This window comes from Rickettsia endosymbiont of Gonocerus acuteangulatus, assembly GCF_964026435.1.
Classification (GTDB): domain Bacteria; phylum Pseudomonadota; class Alphaproteobacteria; order Rickettsiales; family Rickettsiaceae; genus Rickettsia.
This window is the reverse complement of record NZ_OZ032147.1, coordinates 1432358-1448620: the sequence shown is the minus strand read 5'-3', so window position 1 is coordinate 1448620 and position 16263 is coordinate 1432358. Positions and strand designations below refer to the sequence as shown.

Here is a 16263-nt window from a genome sequence, read left to right as displayed (position 1 = left end):
AAATTGATAAAAATTAAATTCTTAGTAATTTAAAGTTTATAAACTTAGGAGAAACAACACAATAAACAGAGTTGAATTTGATATTATTTAATTGATTAAGAATTGTTAATTTATCACAGCTAAATTAGTTACTGAAGCTTTATATTTTCTGCATCCCATTCATGAGAAATATTATTATATTTAAGTATATAAGGCTTAGTATCAATGGAATCTAGAGTTATATCCGCACTCATTTCATCATGAGACGAAATAATTTCATTATAGCCGAAATGAGCATAATATGGTTGATAATTTTTAAACCTTATAGTTATAAATTTATCTTTAGTAATATTCGGCATAAGCTTTATTAAATCATCAAGATTATTTAGCTTCAAATCTTTCATCTCAAAAATTTGCAGTCTGTAAACATTTTTATAGTCTTTAGTAAAAAATGTTGGTATAGAGCTAAAACTACTACCGGACTGAACAGAAGCTATAGCTAGGGATTTAAGCGGAATGCCTGATTTATTACTAAAATAATCATCTACTTCAAAAAATATAGCACCGCCAAAATTTACCATTCTACTGATTTTATTATTATTGACGTTATATAGATTTACTCTTTGCTCAAGCTTTTTCCCATCACGGAATATAACAAGTTTTGTAACAGCGTTTTTAGAGTTGTCCATTTCTCTATCGAGCATTGCTAAATTACCACCTAGCTCTTTATCATTGATAGCCCAAATAATATCACCAGCTTTCAAAACTTTTTCCGCAGGTGAACCTGCTAAAACTGTCTTAACGCTTATAACTCTATTTCTGCTATCGGGAAATTTCTTTATATATTTATCCATTTCCTCTTTAGGGAAATTATTATGTCTAACAGCTTTATTTAAAGAATATAAATCACTTATTATTCCTATATGTTGCCTTATTGGCTCTTTATTATTTTTCAAGCTTTCTAAAGTGCGGATTACATAATCGCCGTGCAACGCTAAAGAGTGAGTCTTACCACCACCATATAATACGCCTATAGCCTCAATCTTATCATTAAGCACTGGTGAACCGCTAGCACCACCGGTAATATTTAAGTTAATTATATAAGTACCTTGCGGCATCATACCATCAATATTATATAGATCAGACAAATATCCAGTATGGAAAGAAAAGCCTTGTGCTTCTGTGTTACCGACTACAAAAACTTTCTGATTTAATTTCGGAGATTCGCTAGAAAATGGTATTTCCATTGCCGATTCAGGTATATCGTTACTAACTACTTTTAAAACGGCATAATCTTGCCAAATATCATAATATATTAATTTTGCTTCAGCTTGCTCACCATTATAAAAGGTAACAAAATAAGTACCGATTGAGCTAAGCCCAATAACGTGAGTGTTAGTAATTATATAACCATTTTTCTTATCATTAATAAATCCGGTTCCTGTCCAGCTATTTGTATCTTCATAAGCTGATACAGCAATTCTTGTATCAATCGTTACAATCGCTTTCTTAGCTTTTTCAAATATAATACTACTTATTTCCGGCGACGCTAAAACTATATTATTTAATAAAAATAGATTAACGATAAATAAAATTTTTGGTAAAATTAATAATTTTTTCATTCCTACCTCTTGTAAAATGATTAAACCAGCACTATATCAAATAAAAAGCAATAAACAAAATAAAAAATTAATAGAGGATTTATGGGAAAAGTAATAGGTATAGATCTTGGAACCACCAACTCTTGCGTTGCAGTGATTGAAGGTAAGGAGCCAAAAGTAATAGAAAACTCTGAAGGTGAGCGAACTACGCCGTCGATTATAGCTTTCGCAAATGGGGAAAAATTAGTTGGTCAATCTGCTAAAAGACAGGCTGTAACTAACCCACGTAATACTGTATATGCAGTAAAAAGATTAATCGGTAGAAATTTTACCGATCCAATGGTTAAAAAAGATCAAGAAATAGTGCCATATAATATAGTTAAAGCTGATAATGGTGATGCATGGGTTGAAGTTGAAGGGAAAAAACATTCACCTAGCCAAATTAGTGCTTTTATTTTACAAAAAATGAAAGAAACGGCTGAAAATTATTTAGGTGAAAAAGTAACACAAGCAGTTATTACTGTGCCTGCTTATTTTAATGATGCACAGCGTCAAGCAACAAAGGATGCTGGTAAAATCGCAGGGCTTGAAGTACTTCGAATAATCAACGAACCAACTGCTGCAGCTCTTGCTTATGGTTTTGATAAATCAGCAAGTAAAACTATTGCAGTTTATGACCTTGGCGGCGGAACATTTGACGTTTCAATTCTTGAGATTGGTGATGGTGTTTTTGAAGTGAAATCAACTAACGGCAATACATTCCTTGGTGGTGAAGATTTTGATACAAGAGTATTAGAGCATTTAATAAATACATTCAAAAAAGAAAGTGGGATTGATTTACGTAACGATCCACTTGCACTTCAGCGTTTAAAAGAAGCAGCTGAGAAAGCTAAAAAAGAGTTGTCATCTGCATTAACTACTGATATTAATTTGCCTTATATCACAGCTGATAGTAGCGGTCCAAAACATTTAAATATTAAATTTACTAGAGCAGAACTTGAAAAATTAGTCGATGATTTAATTGAGAAAACCATAGAACCTTGCCGCAAAGCTTTAAAGGATGCAGGTTTAAAAGCTTCTGATATTCAAGAAGTAGTGCTAGTTGGCGGTATGACCAGAATGCCGAAAGTACAAGAAGCGGTAGAAAAATTCTTCGGGCGTGCCCCGCATAAAGGTGTGAATCCTGATGAGGTCGTAGCTCTTGGGGCAGCGATCCAAGGTGGTGTATTAAACAAAGAAGTAACTGATATATTATTATTAGACGTTACACCTCTATCTCTTGGTATTGAAACTTTAGGCGGTGTATTTACAAGATTAATCGATCGTAATACCACAATCCCAAGTAAGAAAAGCCAAGTATTTTCTACTGCTGATGATAATCAGCACGCAGTAACTATTAGAGTATTCCAAGGTGAGCGTGAAATGGCAAAAGATAATAAAATGCTTGGTCAATTTAATTTAGAAGGGATCCCTCCTGCTCCACGTGGTGTACCGCAAATAGAAGTAACTTTTGACATTGATGCAAACGGCATAGTGCATGTTTCGGCTAAAGATAAGGCTAGTGGTAAAGAACAGAGGGTAACAATACAGGCTTCCGGCGGTCTTAGCGATGCTGAAATCGAGCAAATGGTTAAAGATGCTGAGAAAAATGCAGATGAGGATAAAAAGCGTAAAGAGCTTATTGAAGCAAAAAACGCTGCTGATAGCTTAATTTATTCTACTGAGAAAACTTTAACAGATTATAGCGATAAATTATCGTCTGAAGATAAAGGGCTCGTCGAAGAAGCTTTATCTGCTTTAAAAGCTATTTTAGATTCAGAAGATGCTGCATTAATTAAAGAAAAAACCGAAAGCTTAACCGCTGCTAGTATGAAAATCGGCGAAGCGATGTATAAAGCACAAAGCGATGCTGGTGCTGCAGGTAGTGCTTCTGAAGAAAATACAGCTAGCAACGGAAAAGTAGTAGACGCAGACTTTGAAGATGTAGAGAAGAAGTAAAGTAGAACGTCATTAAGTATTTTCGATATCATCTCGTGGCTGCACCTAGATTATTACATAATATCATTCCCGCGTAGGCGGGAATCCAGTATAAAGCGAGATAAGTCGAGCTTTCAATTTTAAAAGTTTAAGCTTATCATATTTATATTTTTTTCTGGATTCCCGCCTACGCGGGAATGACATAAATGATTTATGCAATAAGGTTCAAGCAACGGGATGACATAATTATATAAAACAACCATATAATATAATTTCATGTCACAAGATTATTATCAAATCCTTGGAGTTAGCAAAACAGCAAGCAGTGCTGATCTTAAAAAAGCCTATCATAAGTTAGCCAAACAATATCACCCTGATAATGCCGCAGCTGGGGATACAAACGCCGAGAAAAAATTTAAAGAAATCAATGCCGCTTATGAAGTTTTAAAAGATGAGCAGAAAAGAGCAGCTTATGACCGATTTGGACATGATGCTTTCCAAAATCAACAAGCAAGAGGCGGAGCTGGCAGTCAAGGTGGTCATCATTTCGGTGCTGATATCAACGATATATTTGGTGATTTCTTTAGCGACTTTATGGGCGGTGGTGGCAGAAGAAAGACATCTTCAAGCAAGGTTAGAGGCTCTGATTTAAAATATAATCTTACTATTAATTTAGAAGAAGCATTTCATGGCGTAGAGAAAAATATTAGTTTTTCTAGTGAAGTAAAATGCGATACTTGTCATGGTAGCGGCTCTGAAAAAGGTGAAACTGCAACTACTTGCGATGCTTGTGGCGGCGTAGGTGCAACTAGAGTTCAGCAAGGCTTTTTTATGATTGAACAAACTTGTCATAAATGCCAAGGTAATGGTCAAATCATCAAGAACCCTTGTAAAAAATGCCACGGCTTAGGGCGTTATCATAAGCAACGAAACTTATCGGTAAATATTCCCGCAGGTGTTGAAAATGGCACTCGAATAAGACATCCAGGCGAAGGCGAAGCAGGTATTAGAGGCAATAATGGCGATTTATATGTTGATATTGCTATAAAGCCTCATGATATTTATAAGGTAGATGGAGCAAATTTACATTGCAAATTACCTATTAGTTTTGTAAATGCTGCCCTTGGCGGAGAAGTAGCGGTGCCGGTAATTGAAGGCGGCAAAGTAAATCTAACCATTCCGGCAGGTACGCAAAATGGTGATCAGCTAAGATTACGAGGCAAAGGTATGTCTAAAATAAGATCAACTATTAGAGGTGATATGCTTGCACATGTGCATGTTGAAGTACCTAAAAATTTATCAAAAAGACAAAAAGAATTATTAGAAGAATTGAGAGGAGAATCCGTAAATGAAAAAGAAAATGACGGCAGCTTTTTTAACAAAATGAAAAGTTTATGGTTATAAAATTAAGTTTAACTTTTTTCTAGAAATAAAACCTTTGATGTTATAAGATATTTTATGTGTCATGCCCACGTAAGGCTTGCTTACATGGATCGATTTTTCCCCTGTCATCCCGTGGCGGCATTTTTGCGTAGATCGGAAAACGCTTTCGGTGTCATCTAGTTGCTTGTCCACGGCATCCAGAAAGATGTCTATCATCTAGATCACGTGTAGCGGGATCCAAAAATAAATAAAAATACTAATTTTATTAGTATTTTTAACTGGATCCCGTGATCAAGTCACGGGATGACAACTGGAAACTCGAGCCACGCAGGTAAACCTCACGCTAGAATGACACCAAACAATACTATAATCAGAGGTTTTTTATGCCTTACAAAAAAACAATACCGACCTACCCGATTCAGTCAAAAATCATCTTCCAAAGCATGCTCAAGATATTTATCGTGAAGCTTTTAACCATGCATTTGAACAATATAAATCTCCTAAAAAAGACGCAGTAATGATTCTAGAGAAACTGTTGCACATAAAGTAGCATGGTCAGCTGTGGAAAAGAAATATCATAAAAATGATAAGGGCGATTGGGTAAGTAATTAGTCAAAACTTACGCTATAGCATAAATCATTAAGATACTGACAATTTAATAGTATTAAAAACAGCATCATAAAATGTTTCAAAATCTCCTACAACTTTCCTAATTTCATTTTTTATCTTAAACCAGTAATGCTCTATAGGATTTAAATCAGGAGAGTAAGTTGGTAAATACAATATGGTACAACCAACGGATTCAATGAACTCTTTAACTTTAGAATTTTTATGAAAATTAATGTTATCCATAATAACTTGCCCAGGTTGTAATTCTGTAATTAATACATCCCTAATATAAGTTTTAAAGACCTCTGTATTACAATTACCTTCAAATATTACAGGAGCAATAAGATTACCATTACAAAGACCAGCTATCATACTTATTCTAAATTTATGTTGATACACCTTTTCTCCATAACACCTTTGTCCTATAATGCTCCATCCATACTCTTTGCAAGCATTATCCTCTATTCCAGATTCATCAAGATATACTAATTTGTCTTTTGTGATGGTTTATATCTTTGCTATAAATTCATTTCTTAATTTAATATCTCTTTTCGGATGAAAATGAGTTTTTTTATAGCTATAGCCAAGTTTTCTGATTTGTCTTAAAATAGTTACAGATGCAATATTACCCCATTGCTTTGCTAACTCCTTTGATGTTTTATTCATATTAGCTTTAAAAAATTCTTTAAAAGATTCTGAATCTTTTATCTTATGACTATGTCCTTTCTGATAACCAGTTGCTGCTTCTAAAGTACCTTGCTTATCTTTTAATTTTTTCCATTTATATATAGTATCACGACTTACATTAAATAATTTACTTACCTTACTTATTCGTATCCCTGCTTCTACAGCTTTTATAACTCTTAGTCTTAGTTCTATTGCATATGCTCGTGCCATATCTCTTTACATGCTTGTTAATATTTGCTTACTATAACATGATACTCTCGCTCTGTCAGTACCTTAATGACTTATGCTATACCCATCGAAAGCCACACTCATCTTGTGCAGCTTTAGAAGATTTGTGAGTATTTAATGTAAGTCGTGATACTATATATAAATGGAAAAAATTAAAAGATAAGCAAGGTACTTTAGAAGCAGCAACTGGTTATCAGAAAGGACATAGTCATAAGATAAAAGATTCAGAATCTTTTAAAGAATTTTTTAAAGCTAATATGAATAAAACATCAAAGGAGTTAGCAAAGCAATGGGGTAATATTGCATCTGTAACTATTTTAAGACAAATCAGAAAACTTGGCTATAGCTATAAACAAAACTCATTTTCATCCGAAAAGAGATATTAAATTAAGAAATGAATTTATAGCAAAGATACAAACCATCACAAAAGACAAATTAGTATATCTTGATGAATCTGGAATAGAGGATAATGCTTGCAAAGAGTATGGATGGAGCATTATAGGACAAAGGTGTTATGGAGAAAAGGTGTATCAACATAAATTTAGAATAAGTATGATAGCTGGTCTTTGTAATGGTAATCTTATTGCTCCTGTAATATTTGAAGGTAATTGTAATACAGAGGTCTTTAAAACTTATATTAGGGATGTATTAATTACAGAATTACAACCTGGGCAAACCGTTATTATGGATAACATTAATTTTCATAAAAATTCTAAAGTTAAAGAGTTCATTGAATCCGTTGGTTGTACCATATTGTATTTACCAACTTACTCTCCTGATTTAAATCCTATAGAGCATTACTGGTTTAAGATAAAAAATGAAATTAGGAAAGTTGTAGGAGATTTTGAAACATTTTATGATGCTGTTTTTAATACTATTAAATTGTCAGTATCTTAATGATTTATGCTATATAGAACTTATAGGGATTGTGAATGAAACATTCTAAGGTAAATCAAACTTATATTAATTGGACTATAACGGTGCCAATGTGGGGATTTGAACCCCAGACCTACGCATTACGAATGCGCCGCTCTACCAGCTGAGCTACATCGGCAATAAAAGTAATCCCCGCCGCAAGCAGCGGGGTATTTTAGAAGAAAGCTAGCTGATGATCCTCATGCAGTTTCTGATATTCCTTGCCTTGGTTTTTTACGTATTTTCCTATCATATTCTCATTTCCATGCTTACCTACCGTACTCGTAAAATATCCATCAGTCCAAAATTCTCCACCCCATAATTGTTTCTTTACCTGTGGACACTGTCTAAATATTTGACGAGCTGTAACACTTTTAATTGTTGTTACTATTTTTGTTACGCTATAGGTTGGTACAGATTGTACCAAAAAATGGACATGATCTTCATCAACCCCTATTTCTAAAAATTTTATTTGATATCTCTTTTCTATCTCTAAACATATTTCTCGTAATACTTGATCAACTGATACGTCAAACACTGCTCGGCGATATTTTGCTGGAAATACCATGTGATACAGCAGTACCGTAACATTATGACTTTTATGTATATATTTGCTCATTCCGCCATATTACGCCGCAAGCGGCGGGGAATATACCCAAAAGAGATTTAAAATAAGAAATTATTTTGAAAGTATTATTGTGGAAGTACTAGGCTCTGTAAAGGAAAATTAATTTAATTTTTTGGTATTACTAACCAAGTATAGATATCGTCATAAGCTATGCAACTACAAGGAGCGTGGCAATCCAGGAAAAATAATAAAAATGCTATGCATTTTACTAGATTGCTTTGTCAAGACTTATAGTTTTTCCTCGCAATGACGATATCTATACTTAGTTAGTAACACCAATTTTTCTTCACGAACCTAACAATGCGTCCTTAATATAATTTTCGCATGGCGTTGTTGTATGGTTCGGTTTCACATCTATGTTATGCCTGCATTGTTGTATGGCTTCGATTTCATTCCCTCGTGAGGTTTTGCTTGCATGGATCGAAAAACATGGTCGGTGTCATACCGTGGCTTGGGAACTAGATCCAGAAAAACAACTAAAAATATCAATATTGGATCCCGTGAATAAATCACGGGATGACAGGAGGAAATGATCCATGCGGGCAATGCCGCCACGGGATGACAAAGGAAAAACTGCTTCACGCAAGCACAACGACCACATTAGAATGCCATTATCACTTTTTTCAAGCTATACAATAAAGCCTAAAACAAACTAGATTACAATACTACTAAAGATGCGTAGAAAATCTTAAGTGGAAATGCTGCGTATCGTCGTATTTCTTCTTCTTAACAGCAAAGCCCCAGTCCATTCTAATTGGTGCAAAGCGTGTTACCCAAATAAATCCAAAACCAACTGATGCTCTAAGTGATTTATCATTATAGATACCATTTGGACTTTGATATTTTGCTTTATTTAAGCCTACTCCCCATAAGCTTCCTAAATCCATAAATACCGCACCAGTAAGGTTAAATTCTTCAGGTACTGGAGTTGGGAAGTTAAGTTCAGTAGAAAATGTATAATATCTTTTACCGCCTAAACCTTCATTAGTAACTTTTTCACGTGGTCCAACACCACCACTAGCAAAACCTCTTAAGCTATAATCACCTAAATTAAAGCGATCTGAAATTCTAATAACTCGTCCTCCAAGTGCTGCAATATCACCTCCAGAAGCAGATAGTTTTAAAGTAAGCTTATTTTGTATGAAAGATTTATAATATTTACCATCAACTTCATGTTTTAGATATTTATTATCACCTCCAATACCTGCATATTCCTGACTAATGCTTACTAAACAACCATTCTTTGCAATAATTTTACTATCTCTTTGATCATAAACAATAGTGTGACCAATAGCAGAAGTAATAAACTTACCCATTTGCTCCTGTAAAAATATCGAGCTTGATGGAGATTGAGCACTCAAGGTATCACGCTTAATTAAATAATCAATTTCGTGACTTAAATCTTCTTTAATTTCATAACCTAAGGAAGTTTTACCACCTACAGAATGCTGTCTATAATTTTGATCTGTGTTAGAAAGTACATTCTGACCACGACCACTTTTATTAATAAATCCGCTTACACCTAGAGATAAATCACGATCTAAGAAATGTGGATCAGTAATACCACCATAATAGCTAGTAGTATTTTTACTTACTTGTATACCAGCATTAAGTATTTTACCCGTACCTACTAAGTTACGCTCTAAGAAAGAGAAACGCCCAAATACCCCACCTGTGGTGTTATACCCTAAATCAAAACCAATAGAAGAAGTAGATTTTTCATCAACCTCAACATTTAAGTCATATTTATCCTTAGTTTTTGCTTGAGCAAAAGTAATTCCTATCTTCTCAAAATAATCTAAGTTTCTAAGATTACGTTCTCCTTTTTCAATATAAGAACGGTTAAGTATATCATCTTCTTCAGATTTAAACTCTCTTCTTATAACATGATCTTCAGTTTTAAGATTATTAATAATATTAATTTTATTGATATAAACCTTATCAGCTTTTTCTATAATAAATTTAATATTAATTGTATGATCAGGATTTTTTACAATATTAGGATAAACATTCACCGCTGGATAGCCTACTGCTGTAAAATATTCTCCAATTTTATCAGCAATATTTTCAACTGTTTTCATATTGAAAACACTACCTTGCTTAATATTGACAATTTTATTAACAGGAGTTATATCGATATTGGTTAATTTGTTTTCTATTGTAACATTACCGAAATTATATTTTTCACCCTCTTCAAGAGAATATGTAAGAACAAAATATTCTTTAGTATTATTTAATTCAGCTGATACTGAAATTACTCTAAAATCTGCAAAACCTACTGATTGATAGAATTCTTTTAATAATTCCTTATCATATTCAATACGATCAGGTTCATAAGTATCATTACTATCTAAGAAACGAAACCAACGAGATTCCTTAGTTATAAGAATCGATTTAAGCTCTGAATCGCTATAATTCTCATTGCCACTAAAATAAATATATTTAATACCGGTTTTTGGTCCTTCTGCGATATCAAAAATAACCTTAACTCTATTATTTTCTAAATCTTCAATTTTAGGCGTTACTATAGTAGCAAAACGCCCACTACGTTTATAAATTTCTGATATTTTTTTTACATCTAATTCAATTTTAGCCTGGCTTAAAGATTCACCTGTACTTGTATAAATTTCTTTAGATAGCATATTAGCTTTTATTTTAGAGTTACCTCTAAATACTACGCTACTTATAAATGGAGTTTCAGTAACGCTAACAATTAAATTACCATCGCTTGACATATCCATTTTGATGTTTCTAAAAAGTGAAGTAGCATATAAGCGTTTTATTGCTTCGTCTTCTTTTGAACTATTATAGCTTTCACCAGCTTTTAGTTTTAAATAGCTCTCAATAGTAGAGCGTTCAATTCTATGATTACCTTCTATAATTATTTTACGAATAACAGAGTCTGCTAGAGAAATGTTATAATAAAAAATTGTTACTGTTAAAATTGCTAATTTAATAATTGACCTGATTATCACCTAAAACCTTCTTATAAGATTTATTTAAAATTTTTGCGTTAAACGTACACTATAGTAAATAATATTAACTAGAGCAAGTAAATCTACCCACTTAAGAGAATAAATTTTTTATATCATTAGAAAAAGAAATTACAGTGAGGAAAATTATTATCATTATCCCTATTTGTAATAAAATATTTCTTGCTTTAATATTCGGTAATTTACCTGTAACTGCTTCATATAATATTGAATACTAAATGACCACCATCAAGTACCGGTATAGGTAACAGGTTAAGTAGTCCTAAATTTACCGAAAGCATTGCTATAAATAGTAAATACATCTCTATACTATGCTCTAAAGTTCTTCCTGATTCTTTTGCAATAGCTACTGGTCCTCCTATTTCACTTACTGATCGCTTTCCTACAATCATTTGTGATGCTGCTTTTAAAGTTACCGCCGATACATCTATAGTATCAAATATTGCTTCTGATAAACTTGATAATATCCCTATTTTTGTGTGAACAGGTTCATTTTTAGCCATAATACCAATACGCAGTATTTTTCTGGCTTTTTCTACAATTACTTCTTCAGGCATTATACTAACAGTAAATTCTTCACCTTTTCGCTCTATTAATAAAGTAGGAGAATTTAAACCATTAATTAGTATTTCTTTTTGTACATCAATAAAATCTTTAACTAATTTATTATTAACTTTAACAATTCTATCACCCTCTCGCAAATTAGCTTTTTCTGCTGTTGATTCAGCTATTACCTCCCCTATTACAGGCTGAATTTCTGGTTTACCAAAACAGAAATAAAATCCGGCAAATATTATTATGGCAAGTAAATAATTAATTAAAGGTCCTGCTGCAACTATTAAAAAACGCTCAAAACAGGATTTAGCATAAAACGCTACTTTTTCATTTATTTCTTGCGTTTTATCCATAATGTTTCGATCATAACCATAAATCTTAACATATCCTCCAAGTGGCAATAAACAAATTTTCCACCTAACACCTTTTGAGTCGGTAATACCGATTAATTCTTTGCCAAAACCTATCGAAAATTCTTCGATTTTTACATTAAAGAATCTTGCAACTGCATAATGCCCTAGTTCGTGGATAAACACTAAGATACTAATTGTTATAATAAATCCAACTATAGATAACATAATTTTTTTATTATTAATATGTAGGTAGACGAAGTTTAATTTGAAAAAGAGTAATCAGTCCATAAGTGCAAGACACGGAGCGTATACTTAAATACGTGAGTACCACAGTACTTATAGAACGATGTAGCCAATTTTTCAAATTAAACGAGTATACAAATAAGTAGTTTTAAAGTATAGTATACTAAATTTAAAACTTTATTTCTTTTTATGAGTTCAAATAAAATCAATAAGAAGTCAATTGCACGTATTGCAGCAATACAAGCTATATATCAACATATGTTACTGAACAATGACAATATAGATGATATAATAGAAAATGTACTTTCTTTTTATCGCAATGATACTTCTATGACTGATTCACCCATAAAAATATCACTAACTATAAGTCATTTTAAAATGTTGGTAAAGTTGGTATTTGAAAATATTGATAAAATAGATGAAATTATAAGTAATCATCTGGTAAATGATAAAAACCAAAATCACATACCTATTTTGCTACAAGCTTTATTACGCAGCGGTATATGTGAATTATTATTTTTTCCAGATATACCTACTAAAGTAATAATTAATGAATATACAGATATAGCAAATGATATGCTAAATGATTACGAAATAGGCTTTGTTAATTCTATATTAGATAAAATAGCACACGAAAATAAAAGATTTTATGACAAATAATTTAAGCGGTTATAGAAATAAGTTTGTTAGAGTTAAGACTTCTAAAAAACGCACTGTTTCTTCTAGTAACTGGCTAAGACGTCAGTTAAATGATCCTTATGTTGCAAAAGCACGTATTGAGGGCTTTAGATCAAGAGCTGCATATAAACTCCTTGAAATTCATGAAAAATTTAAAATTTTCACCCCAAATATGAAAGTAGTTGATTTAGGAGCAGCCCCAGGGGGATGGAGTCAAGTAGCTTCTAAACTTATTAAAGCTACGGATGGTAATTTAAAAAATAAAATAATTTCAGTCGATTTACTTGAAATCGAACCAATTCCTGGAGTTGAATCTTTTCAAAAAGATTTCTTTGAAAAAGATACTGAAGAATTAATCATTCAAGCTTTAAAAGGCAAGGCTGATATAGTATTGAGTGATATGGCATCAAATACTATAGGCCATAAAGCTACCGATCATATAAGAACCTTGTTTTTATGCGAACAAGCTTTTGAGTTTGCTTTAAAAGTTTTAAACCCTTCCGGTCATTTTATTGCCAAAATCTTTCGTGGCGGAGCTGAAAATGAGCTTTTAAATAAAGTTAAACGTGAATTCTCTACTGTCAAACATTTCAAACCCTCATCTAGCCGCAAAGAATCAACAGAAATTTACCTAGTTGCTCTAAATAAGAAATAAATTATTAACAATATTTAACTTAATGATTGACATTTATTTACTTATACTTTATGGTAGTTTTTACTTAAGCTCTAAAAACCATAAAATATGGTAATTTAACTTAATAAAGGAGGAAACTAATGTTTTCTAAAATGTTTGATTATTTTACTAGTAGTAAAACGCATTTTGATAATGCTCACGAATCAGCTTTAAATTGTGGTCAGCACTCTGCTAAAGCAGCTGGTTATGGTCTAAAGACTATACCTCAGATTTTGTTAGGTCTTATTACTTTTAAAGAAATATCTGGATCAGTAATGACAGGATATGCTTTTGGGTTTGCTTTACCAGAATTTGCAAAGGTAATAGTAAAAAGTCTTGCTAGTACAATATTTTTCCATCCTACAGCTAGTATGGTAGGTACTGTAGCAGTTACAGTAGCTGCTAATCCTGAAAATGTAGTAGAGTGCATAAAAAATACTGTTCATGCATTATATGACGCAGGATCTACAGTTTATGAAGGTACTTTATGTGCAGTAAATGGAGCAGCTGCAGCTGCAACTTTTGTTTATGATAATGTTTATAGCACTGACGTGCAATTATCAGGAAATGCTATAGAAGCTGTATTATAAGTTTTCTAGCAAATAAGTAAGGTAAAATTAAAGCTTCTTTACCTTACTTAATAATTCCTCTTGCCCTTTCTTCAAAAGCTGTAATCATTTTTTCGGTTACTTTAATAAAATAGCTACCAACTAATTTCTCAAGCATTCTAGACTTCATTTCGAAATCAATAAAAAATTTTAGCTCAGTCCCTATAGGATGAGAAGTAAATTGCCAAGTACTTTTTAAATACTTAAAAGGACCCGAAATAGCCAACGTATTAATCAAATATTCTTTATCATATATTATTTTATTAGTAACATGAGAACGATAACTTTCTGAAAAACCTTTCAGCTGAATCACAAGATCCGCAATGACTTCCTCGCTATTTTCTGAAATAACTCTGCTAGCTACACACCAAGGTAGAAATTTAGGATAAGATTTTATATCCCAAACTAAATTAAATAATTCTTGAGGTTTATAAGGTAAGATTTTTGTTTGTTCGAATGATGGCATTATATAGTTCTTTTCTTTTAAAATAACAATTTTATACCACTTTTAAAAGAAAAGAATAAAAGGAAATTGATAACATAAATTTTAGAAAAAAATATTAATTGACCAATATTTTTTTTCTTGGTGGGATATATACAGTTTCATCATCTTCTGCATGTGAAATTTTTTCCAAAAGACCAATAAAACGTCCCTTATTAGGCACTAGTTTTACTATTGCCCAACCTTCTTCTATTGCTTGTTTTATTCGCTCTATATCAGCTTTGTGTTCTGAAAAAGATATAAATTTTTGTGTCTGATTTTCCATCTTGATCAATTAATATGTTAATAAAAATTAATAGTATAATAAATTTTTCTTAATAAATCAAATTAATTTTATTGTTAGTTTGATTATAAATGAAATAAGAGCATGTTATTATGATTTAGTCAAGATAATCTAGTTGAAAATTAAAAGTTGCACTAATAATTTTATTACGTAATAAAATTTTATTGACTTTTGATCGAAAAAACTCTAAATTTTTACATCTAAGAATTTATAACTAGTGAAAAAACTATGAAAAAATATATATTACTGATTATTATACTCTTAATGAGTAAGAATATACTCGCAAGAGAACAAATATCTAATCTTGTTACACCTGTTAGCTATTTTATAAATCATACATCACAAATAAAAAAGATCAAAAGTAACTTAATCAAATATAAACAATCGGGCATATTAGGTGTAAGTGGTGGTATGGGTAAAACTCAGGTTGCTAGGATGTACGCTTATGATAATAAGGCTGATTATGATCTTATTTGGTTTATAGATTGTAATTTAGATATTGATGGACAGTTAATGAAGCTTGCTAAAGTTATTAACGCTCAAGCAAATTCTGCAGTCATTTCAGATAATATTAGTATGGTAAGAAAGGAATTAATGACTTATCTAACTAGTAGAGATAAATGGTTATTAGTGTTTGATAATTTAAAAGTAGGTGAGAATAAAAAAGTAGCAAATTTTATTAATTGGGAACATAATGGCAATATTATATTTTGTTCACAGGACAGTGAATTATTACCAAATATCGTAAAAATTACTGCTTTTGAGGAAAAAGAATCTAAAATGCTTATAGAAAATATTTTAGAAAGCCAAAACTTACGCTATGTTATAGCAAATATGCTAAAAACTCTTATTACACAGCAATGTTTTATAGTGAAGCACTTCATAATATCCCTTAATTCATGGGCATTATATCAAACATAGCGTAAGTTTTGAAGCAATAATCCTGAATCGATAGAATTTTTAGCCCAAGAATTTAAAGGATATCCGATTCTTATGGTTCAAGGATCACAAATATTAAATCAGGTACAGGGTTTAAGTTTAAATAAATATAAGAAGCAAATACAAGGAGCTAATGATAAAATTGAGCTAAATATTAGACTTGCTATTAAAGTGTTAAGCCCTTCTGCTCGAAAATTACTAAATGAAATCGCTTTAATTAACAACCAAAGTTTTTCAAAAGAATTTTTAAATTGTATCACCTCGAATAAGGATCATTTAGATGATGATATTTATCAACTTTCTAAATTTGCTTTAATCACTAATATTGAGCCAAATGAAGATAATCCAACATTTGAAATGCATGATGTTATAGCTGAGTAAATATTAAAAATTAATGGATATACTAATAATAAAGAATCTATTGACCAA

13 protein-coding genes, 1 tRNA gene and 4 pseudogenes are annotated in these 16263 nt (G+C 31.7%); 10 read left to right on the top strand and 8 right to left on the bottom strand.

Annotated features, from left to right (window positions below):
* Positions 1–128: 128 nt before the first annotated feature.
* Positions 129–1622: a S1C family serine protease gene (locus AAGD55_RS08965; protein WP_341792574.1), complete on the bottom strand. Its 1494-nt coding sequence runs from the start codon at positions 1620–1622 to the stop codon at positions 129–131.
* 60 nt (positions 1623–1682) lie between these two features.
* On the opposite strand from AAGD55_RS08965, the gene dnaK reads away from it, so the two are divergent.
* The 4 genes and pseudogenes from dnaK to AAGD55_RS12445 all read left to right on the top strand — a co-directional run bounded on the left by dnaK (position 1683) and on the right by AAGD55_RS12445 (position 5552).
* Positions 1683–3578 (top strand): molecular chaperone DnaK, encoded by a 1896-nt coding sequence (gene dnaK, locus AAGD55_RS08960; protein WP_341791213.1) that lies wholly within the window; start codon positions 1683–1685, stop codon positions 3576–3578.
* Between the two features lie 255 nt (positions 3579–3833).
* The gene (gene dnaJ, locus AAGD55_RS08955; protein WP_341791212.1) at positions 3834–4961 is read left to right on the top strand and encodes a molecular chaperone DnaJ; all 1128 of its coding nucleotides are present in this window, start codon (positions 3834–3836) and stop codon (positions 4959–4961) included.
* A 430-nt stretch (positions 4962–5391) separates the two neighbouring features.
* A pseudogene (locus AAGD55_RS08950) lies at positions 5392–5490 on the top strand (hypothetical protein); the annotation flags it as partial.
* Between the two features lie 11 nt (positions 5491–5501).
* Positions 5502–5552, top strand: coding sequence for a hypothetical protein (locus AAGD55_RS12445; RefSeq protein WP_410526131.1), 51 nt, complete (start codon positions 5502–5504; stop codon positions 5550–5552).
* Between the two features lie 27 nt (positions 5553–5579).
* On the opposite strand, the pseudogene AAGD55_RS08945 reads toward AAGD55_RS12445, so the two are convergent.
* Positions 5580–6446 (bottom strand): annotated as a pseudogene (locus AAGD55_RS08945) (IS630 family transposase).
* A gap of 128 nt (positions 6447–6574) precedes the next feature.
* On the opposite strand from AAGD55_RS08945, the pseudogene AAGD55_RS08940 reads away from it, so the two are divergent.
* Positions 6575–7361, top strand: a pseudogene (locus tag AAGD55_RS08940) (IS630 family transposase); the annotation flags it as partial.
* An 84-nt stretch (positions 7362–7445) separates the two neighbouring features.
* On the opposite strand, the gene AAGD55_RS08935 reads toward AAGD55_RS08940, so the two are convergent.
* The 4 genes and pseudogenes from AAGD55_RS08935 to rseP all read right to left on the bottom strand — a co-directional run bounded on the left by AAGD55_RS08935 (position 7446) and on the right by rseP (position 12133).
* Positions 7446–7518, bottom strand: a tRNA-Thr gene (locus AAGD55_RS08935).
* A 36-nt stretch (positions 7519–7554) separates the two neighbouring features.
* The gene (gene tnpA / locus AAGD55_RS08930) at positions 7555–7998 is read right to left on the bottom strand and encodes an IS200/IS605 family transposase (protein WP_341790826.1); all 444 of its coding nucleotides are present in this window, start codon (positions 7996–7998) and stop codon (positions 7555–7557) included.
* Positions 7999–8675: 677 nt separating this feature from the next.
* Positions 8676–10982, bottom strand: coding sequence for an outer membrane protein assembly factor BamA (gene bamA / locus AAGD55_RS08925; RefSeq protein ID WP_341791211.1), 2307 nt, complete (start codon positions 10980–10982; stop codon positions 8676–8678).
* Between the two features lie 91 nt (positions 10983–11073).
* Positions 11074–12133, bottom strand: a pseudogene (gene rseP / locus AAGD55_RS08920) (RIP metalloprotease RseP).
* Between the two features lie 207 nt (positions 12134–12340).
* Between rseP and nusB the strand changes: the two are divergent.
* From nusB to AAGD55_RS08905, 3 genes are all read left to right on the top strand, one after another.
* Positions 12341–12811 carry a transcription antitermination factor NusB gene (gene nusB / locus AAGD55_RS08915; RefSeq protein ID WP_341791210.1) on the top strand — a complete coding sequence of 157 codons (471 nt, stop codon included), beginning with the start codon at positions 12341–12343 and terminating at the stop codon, positions 12809–12811.
* Positions 12801–13484, top strand: coding sequence for an RlmE family RNA methyltransferase (locus AAGD55_RS08910; protein ID WP_341791209.1), 684 nt, complete (start codon positions 12801–12803; stop codon positions 13482–13484). The genes nusB and AAGD55_RS08910 overlap by 11 nt, the downstream gene beginning before the upstream one ends.
* 119 nt (positions 13485–13603) lie before the next feature.
* Positions 13604–14092, top strand: coding sequence for a hypothetical protein (locus AAGD55_RS08905; RefSeq protein ID WP_341791208.1), 489 nt, complete (start codon positions 13604–13606; stop codon positions 14090–14092).
* Positions 14093–14135: 43 nt separating this feature from the next.
* On the opposite strand, the gene AAGD55_RS08900 is transcribed toward AAGD55_RS08905, so the two are convergent.
* Together AAGD55_RS08900 and AAGD55_RS08895 are read right to left on the bottom strand one after the other, a co-directional pair.
* The gene (locus AAGD55_RS08900; RefSeq protein ID WP_341791207.1) at positions 14136–14576 is read right to left on the bottom strand and encodes a type II toxin-antitoxin system RatA family toxin; all 441 of its coding nucleotides are present in this window, start codon (positions 14574–14576) and stop codon (positions 14136–14138) included.
* 94 nt (positions 14577–14670) lie between these two features.
* Entirely contained in the window at positions 14671–14877 is a 207-nt protein-coding gene (locus tag AAGD55_RS08895) for a DUF2674 domain-containing protein (protein ID WP_341792573.1), read from the bottom strand.
* Positions 14878–15159: 282 nt separating this feature from the next.
* Between AAGD55_RS08895 and AAGD55_RS08890 the strand changes: the two genes are divergently transcribed.
* Both AAGD55_RS08890 and AAGD55_RS08885 read left to right on the top strand, forming a co-directional pair.
* Positions 15160–15816: a hypothetical protein gene (locus AAGD55_RS08890; protein ID WP_341791206.1), complete on the top strand. Its 657-nt coding sequence runs from the start codon at positions 15160–15162 to the stop codon at positions 15814–15816.
* A gap of 72 nt (positions 15817–15888) precedes the next feature.
* Complete coding sequence (locus AAGD55_RS08885) at positions 15889–16215, top strand: hypothetical protein (RefSeq protein WP_341791205.1); 327 nt, start codon at positions 15889–15891, stop codon at positions 16213–16215.
* Positions 16216–16263 lie beyond the last annotated feature (48 nt).